6 protein-coding genes are annotated in these 5,991 nt (G+C 61.0%); all 6 read right to left on the bottom strand.

Going from position 1 to position 5,991, the window contains the following annotated elements:
- Positions 1-1,450, bottom strand: a 1,450-nt coding sequence (gene nuoL / locus QOC89_RS23110; protein WP_323047143.1) for an NADH-quinone oxidoreductase subunit L, incomplete at its 3' end; no start/stop codon positions are given.
- 17 nt (positions 1,451-1,467) lie between these two features.
- A complete protein-coding gene (nuoK, locus tag QOC89_RS23115; RefSeq protein ID WP_006052894.1) occupies positions 1,468-1,773 on the bottom strand; it encodes an NADH-quinone oxidoreductase subunit NuoK in 306 nt (101 codons plus the stop codon).
- 20 nt (positions 1,774-1,793) lie between these two features.
- Positions 1,794-2,480 carry an NADH-quinone oxidoreductase subunit J gene (locus QOC89_RS23120; RefSeq protein WP_179741651.1) on the bottom strand — a complete coding sequence of 229 codons (687 nt, stop codon included), beginning with the start codon at positions 2,478-2,480 and terminating at the stop codon, positions 1,794-1,796.
- A 179-nt stretch (positions 2,481-2,659) separates the two neighbouring features.
- On the bottom strand, positions 2,660-3,148 hold the full coding sequence (gene nuoI / locus QOC89_RS23125; RefSeq protein ID WP_012432383.1) for an NADH-quinone oxidoreductase subunit NuoI: 489 nt from the start codon (positions 3,146-3,148) through the stop codon (positions 2,660-2,662).
- A gap of 15 nt (positions 3,149-3,163) precedes the next feature.
- Positions 3,164-4,228: an NADH-quinone oxidoreductase subunit NuoH gene (gene nuoH / locus QOC89_RS23130; protein ID WP_323047144.1), complete on the bottom strand. Its 1,065-nt coding sequence runs from the start codon at positions 4,226-4,228 to the stop codon at positions 3,164-3,166.
- On the bottom strand, positions 4,229-5,991 hold a 1,763-nt coding region (locus QOC89_RS23135; RefSeq protein WP_323047145.1), incomplete at its 5' end, for a molybdopterin-dependent oxidoreductase.

A 5,991-nucleotide genomic window follows, 5' to 3' on the forward strand; every position in this document is an offset into this window, starting at 1 on the left:
GCCCATCGTGACTATCATGGCCGTGTGAATCATGTGCATGCGCCGCGGCTTCGATACCCATCGGGCTTTCCGGATGCTTCGGACCGCGGAAGCGCTCCTTGCCGTGGAATACCAGGAAGTACATGCGGAACGAATACAGCGCCGTGACGAACACGCTTGCCACCACTGCGAAATATGCGAAACCCGAGCCGGCGATGTGCGACGCCTTCACTGCATCGATGATCGAATCTTTCGAGTAGAAGCCCGAGAAGAACGGCGTACCAATCAGCGCCAGCGAACCGATCAACGATGTGATCCATGTGATCGGCATGTATTTACGCAGGCCGCCCATGTTGCGCATGTCCTGGTCGTGGTGCATGCCGATGATCACGGAACCCGCGCCGAGGAACAGCAGCGCCTTGAAGAACGCGTGCGTCGTGAGGTGGAACACGGCGACCGGGTAGGCCGACACGCCGAGCGCGACCGTCATGTAACCGAGCTGCGACAGCGTGGAGTAAGCCACCACGCGCTTGATGTCGTTCTGGACAATCCCGAGGAAGCCCATGAACAAAGCTGTAATCGCACCGATGATCGTGATGAACGACAGCGCCGTATCCGACAGTTCGAACAGCGGCGACATGCGCGTGACCATGAAGATACCGGCCGTCACCATGGTTGCCGCGTGAATCAGTGCGGAAATCGGCGTCGGGCCTTCCATCGAATCCGGCAGCCAGACGTGCAGCGGGAACTGCGCCGACTTACCCATTGCGCCGATGAAGAGGCAGATGCAGGCGACCGTCAGCAGACCCCAGTCCGTGCCCGGGAAGGTCAATGCCGCGAGTTCGGTGCGCTTCGCGAACACATCGCCGTAGTTCATCGAACCGGCGAACGCGAACAGCAGGCCGATACCGAGCAGGAACCCGAAGTCGCCGATCCGGTTCACGATGAACGCCTTCATGTTCGCGTAGATCGCCGTCGGACGCGTGAAGTAGAAGCCGATCAGCAGGTACGACACCAGACCGACCGCTTCCCAGCCGAAGAACAGTTGCAGGAAGTTATTGCTCATCACGAGCATCAACATCGAGAACGTGAACAGCGAGATGTACGAGAAGAAGCGCTGGTAACCGTCGTCGTCGGCCATGTAGCCGATCGTGTAGATGTGCACCATCAGCGACACGAAGGTCACCACGCACATCATCATCGCCGTCAGCGAGTCGACCAGGAAACCGATCTCGAACTTCGTCTTGCCGATCGACATCCATTCATAAACGGTCGCGTTGAAGCTCGCGCCGTTCAGCACGTCGAAAAACACGATGGCCGAAAGGATGAAGGAAATCGCGACGCCGAGGATCGTGACCGAATGCGCACCGGCTCGCCCTACCGCCTTCCCGAACAGCCCCGCAACCAGGCAGCCGGCCAGCGGTGCCAGCGGGATCGCCAGCAGCAGGTTTTCATTGAGTATCGTTGACATAGCCGCTTTACCTGAAATTAACCTTTGAGCTGATCGAGATCCTCGACATTGATCGTGTCGAGACTACGGAACAGGGTCACCAGAATTGCGAGGCCGATCGCCGCTTCCGCGGCTGCAACCGTCAGCACGAAGAAGACGAAGATCTGGCCATGCACGTCGCCGAGATAATGCGAGAACGCGACAAAATTGGTGTTCACCGCCAGCAGCATCAGTTCGATCGCCATCAGGATGATGATGACGTTGCGACGGTTCAGGAAAATGCCGACGATGCTGATCGCAAACAGGATCGCGCCGAGGACAAGGTAATGAGCAAGGGTCAACATGATTTCTATCTCCTGTCCGCTCAGCTGTTCTTAGCGGGCGCCGAGTCGGCCGCCGCTGCCGCTGCGGCGGCTTCTTCCGCCGCGACGGTCGCGGCGGTCTTTTCTGATGCCATCTTCACGACGCGCACGCGGTCTTGAGCACGTACCTTGACCTGCTCGCTGACGTTCTGGCGCTTGCTATCTTTCTTGTGGCTCGTGGTCAGCGCAATCGCCGCGATGATCGCCACCAGCAGCACGAGGCCGGCGACTTCGAACGCGAAGATGTAGTCGGTGTAGATGATCTTGCCGATCAGGCGCGTGTTCGACCAGTCGGCCATACCGTTCGCGGCAGCCGTGGTGTCGCGCAGCGCCGTGGCGGTCGCGCCGTAGCCGTGCCACAGGATCAGTGCGGTTTCGATCACGATGATCGCGCCCACCACCGTGGCCATTGGCACGAAGCGTTTGAAGTCTTTGCGCAGCACGTCGATGTTGATGTCCAGCATCATCACGACGAACAGGAACAGCACCATCACCGCGCCGACATACACCAGCACCAGCAGGATCGCGAGGAACTCGGCCTGCAGCAGCATCCAGATCGCGGCTGCGTTGAAGAACGCCAGCACCAGAAACAGTGCGGACGAAACCGGGTTGCGCGAGGTGATCACCTTCAGCCCTGAAACCACCAGGAGCAGCGCGAAGATGTAGAACAGTACGGTCGTGAATTCCATGATTACCGGTTCATCGTTAGGCCATCGTCAGGCATTGTTCTTTGGCACGTGGCGGGTAAAAGCGGCCGAAACCGCCAGAACAACCGCACAGGTGCGCCGTGTCGCGGCGCTCAGGCCGCGGCGCTCGGCCCGACAACAGGCCGTGTTACTGCTGCATTTACCGCTTTAACAGAAGCGCTTCAACGATACGGTGCGTCGGCTGCCTTGTTCGCGGCGATCTCCGCTTCGTAGCGATCGCCCACGGCCAGCAGCATGTCTTTCGTGAAATACAGGTCGCCGCGCTTTTCGCCGTGATATTCGAGAATGTGCGTCTCGACAATCGAATCGACCGGGCAGCTTTCTTCACAGAAACCGCAGAAGATGCACTTGGTCAGGTCGATGTCGTACCGCGTCGTGCGGCGCGTATTGTCCGCACGGGTTTCCGATTCGATCGTGATGGCGAGCGCCGGGCACACCGCTTCGCACAGCTTGCAGGCGATGCAACGCTCTTCGCCATTTTCATAGCGGCGCAGCGCGTGCAGGCCGCGAAAACGCGGCGAAATCGGGGTCTTCTCTTCGGGGAACTGCACCGTCACCTTGCGCTGGAACGTGTAACGTCCGGTCAGCGCGAGGCCTTTGAGCAGTTCCGTCAGGAAGAAGGTCTTGAAAAAGTTTTGGATTGCGGTCATGGGTTCATCCGCCCTTTATTTCCAGATATTCAACGGCGACATGATCCAGAAGCCGACCACCACCAGCCACACCACGCAGACCGGAATGAAAATCTTCCAGCCCAGACGCATGATCTGGTCATAGCGATAGCGCGGGAATGTGGCACGCGCCCAGATGAACACCGACAACAGGAAGAAAACCTTCAGCACCAGCCAGAAGATGCCAGGGATAAACGACAGGAAGCCGAACGGTGCGCTCCAGCCGCCGAGGAACAGCGTTGCAGCCAATGCCGAGATCACGATCATGTTGATGTACTCGGCGAGGAAGAACAGCGCGAACGCCATTCCCGAGTAATCGATCATGTGGCCCGCGACGATTTCCGACTCCCCTTCCACCACGTCGAACGGGTGACGGTTCGTTTCGGCGATGCCCGAGATGAAGTACACGACGAACATCGGCAGCAGCGGCAGCCAGTTCCACGACAGGAAGGTCAAGCCGTAGCCCGCGAAAATGCCGCGCTCCTGCGAAGTCACGATGTCCGACAAATTCAGGCTGCCCGCGGTCATCAGCACGACGACGAGCGCAAAGCCCATCGAAATTTCGTACGAGACCATCTGCGCGGCGGCGCGCATGGCGCCGAGGAATGCGTACTTCGAGTTCGAAGCCCAGCCGGCCAGGATCACGCCGTACACGCCAACCGACGAAATCGCGATCGCATACAACAGACCCGCGTTGATGTCGCCGAGTACCGCGCCCGCCTGAAACGGAATCACCGCCCAGACCGCGAAGGCCGGCACCACCACCATGATCGGCGCGATCATGTAGATCCAGCGGCTAGCCTGGGCCGGCTGAATCACTTCTTTAAGCAGCAGCTTCAGCACGTCGGCGATCGGCTGCAGCAAACCTGCGGGGCCGACGCGGTTCGGACCGAGACGCACGTGCATCCAGCCGATCAGCTTACGCTCCCACAGAATCAGGTAAGCCACGCACAGCAGGATCACGACGGCCACCACCAGGATGCGCACGAGTGCCCACACCGTGGGCCATGCCACACCGAGAAGCTGGGTGCCGCCCGAGTTGATCGTATCGAACAAGCTCATTTACGCCTTCTCCACCAGCAGTTCACCGAACAGGCTGCCCAGCGCTGCACCGGCAGGCGTAGCCGCCGATACGCGGACGACTGTCTCCGCAAGATTCGCGTCGCGCACGGCCGGCAACTGCACCGATTGCTCGCCCTGGCGCACGCGCACCGCGTCGCCTTCCTTCAAACCCAGTTTGTCGAACAGCCCAACCGGCAGGCCGGCCGAATTCGCCGCGCGCGCCGCGGCCGTCAGATGCAGCGACTCAGCGCGACGCACCAGCGAGTCGGCGTGATAGATCGGCACGTCGGCGATGCGCTCGAACTTGCCTTCCGCCGCCTTCACTGCCTTGCCGCGTGCAACCGTGACACCCGTTTTGTTCGACAGACGCGACGTCAATTCGCCATCGCCGAGCGCTGCCGTGCGCACTTCTTCCGACGTATCGAATTCGAAGCCCGGCGCGCCGAGCAGGCTGCCCAGCACGCGCAACACCTTCCATGCCGGACGCGTATCGCCGAGCGGACGCACAACGCCGTTGAACGTCTGCACCGTGCCTTCGGCGTTGACGAACGTGCCGGCCGTTTCCGTGAACGGTGCGATCGGCAGCAGCACGTCTGCATAATCAGCGCCCGTCTGGAACGGCGACATCACGACAACCATTTCGGCCTGGTTCAGCGCGGCCAAAGCCTGCGTCGGATTGGCCGTGTCGAACTCGGGTTCGACATTCAGCAGCACATAACCCTTGCGCGGTTGTTCGAACACTTCGCGAGCGTTCAGGCCACCCTCGCCCGGCAATGCGTTCACGAGATGCGCGCCGACCGTGTTGGCGCCTTCCGTGAGGAAACCCAGCGTTGCGCCGGTCGCCTCTGCGATCCATTGCGCCGCTGCGTGAATCAGGGCGAAATCCGGATGACGGACCGCGCCGTTGCCGAGCAACACCACGCGGCGTTCGCCGGTGGCGAGCGACTTCGCAACCTGTTTGTTAGCGTCTGTCGGTTGCGTGCCGGCAAAAGCTTCCGGGAGTGCCACACCGTTCGCTTCCGAGACCGCGCCAGCGATGCCAGCCAGCGCGTCGAGCCATGCCGACGGCGCGGCAACCACGCGTTGTGCTTGCGGAATCATCGCGTCGTCGTTCGTCGCTTGCACGAGCGTGAGCTTGGTGCCGCTCCTGGCGGCCTGACGCAGACGCGCGGCGAACAGCGGATGATCGCGACGCAGATCCGAACCGATCACCAGTGCGGAGTCGACATTCGACAGATCGGCGATCGTCGTGCCGAGCCACGGCGCACCGTTGACCGGGGCGGAGAAGTCCGACTGACGCAGACGGAAATCGACGTTAGGCGTACCGACCGCGCTCGCCAGTTGCTTCAGCAGGAACAGTTCTTCGACGGTGCTGTGGACGCTGCCGAGAGCGGCGAGCGCGTTCGCGCCATGGTCGCCCTTGATACCCTTCAGACCCTTGACCACGTATTCAAGCGCGCTTTGCCAGTCGGTCCCGACCCACTTGCCGCCTTGCTTGAGCATAGGCTGCGTGAGACGTTCCGGGCTGTTCAGGCTTTCGTACGAGAAGCGGTCCTTGTCCGAAATCCAGCATTCGTTGATCGATTCGTTTTCGAACGGCAGAACACGCATCACGCGGTTGTTCTTCACTTGCACCACGAGGTTCGCGCCGACGGAATCGTGCGGGCTCACCGACTTGCGGCGCGACAGCTCCCATGTGCGGGCGCTGTAACGGAACGGCTTGCTGGTCAGCGCGCCGACCGGGCACAGGTCGATCATGTTGC

Source organism: Paraburkholderia sp., assembly GCF_034668105.1.
Lineage (GTDB): Bacteria > Pseudomonadota > Gammaproteobacteria > Burkholderiales > Burkholderiaceae > Paraburkholderia.

Excerpts from the sequence above, each read along its gene's own strand:
- nuoH (WP_323047144.1), bottom strand. The coding sequence starts at position 4,228 with ATGAGCTTGTTCGATACGATCAACTCGGGCGGCACCCAGCTTCTCGGT.
- QOC89_RS23120 (WP_179741651.1), bottom strand. The coding sequence starts at position 2,480 with ATGGAATTCACGACCGTACTGTTCTACATCTTCGCGCTGCTCCTGGTG.
- nuoK (WP_006052894.1), bottom strand. The coding sequence starts at position 1,773 with ATGTTGACCCTTGCTCATTACCTTGTCCTCGGCGCGATCCTGTTTGCG.
- nuoI (WP_012432383.1), bottom strand. The coding sequence starts at position 3,148 with ATGACCGCAATCCAAAACTTTTTCAAGACCTTCTTCCTGACGGAACTG.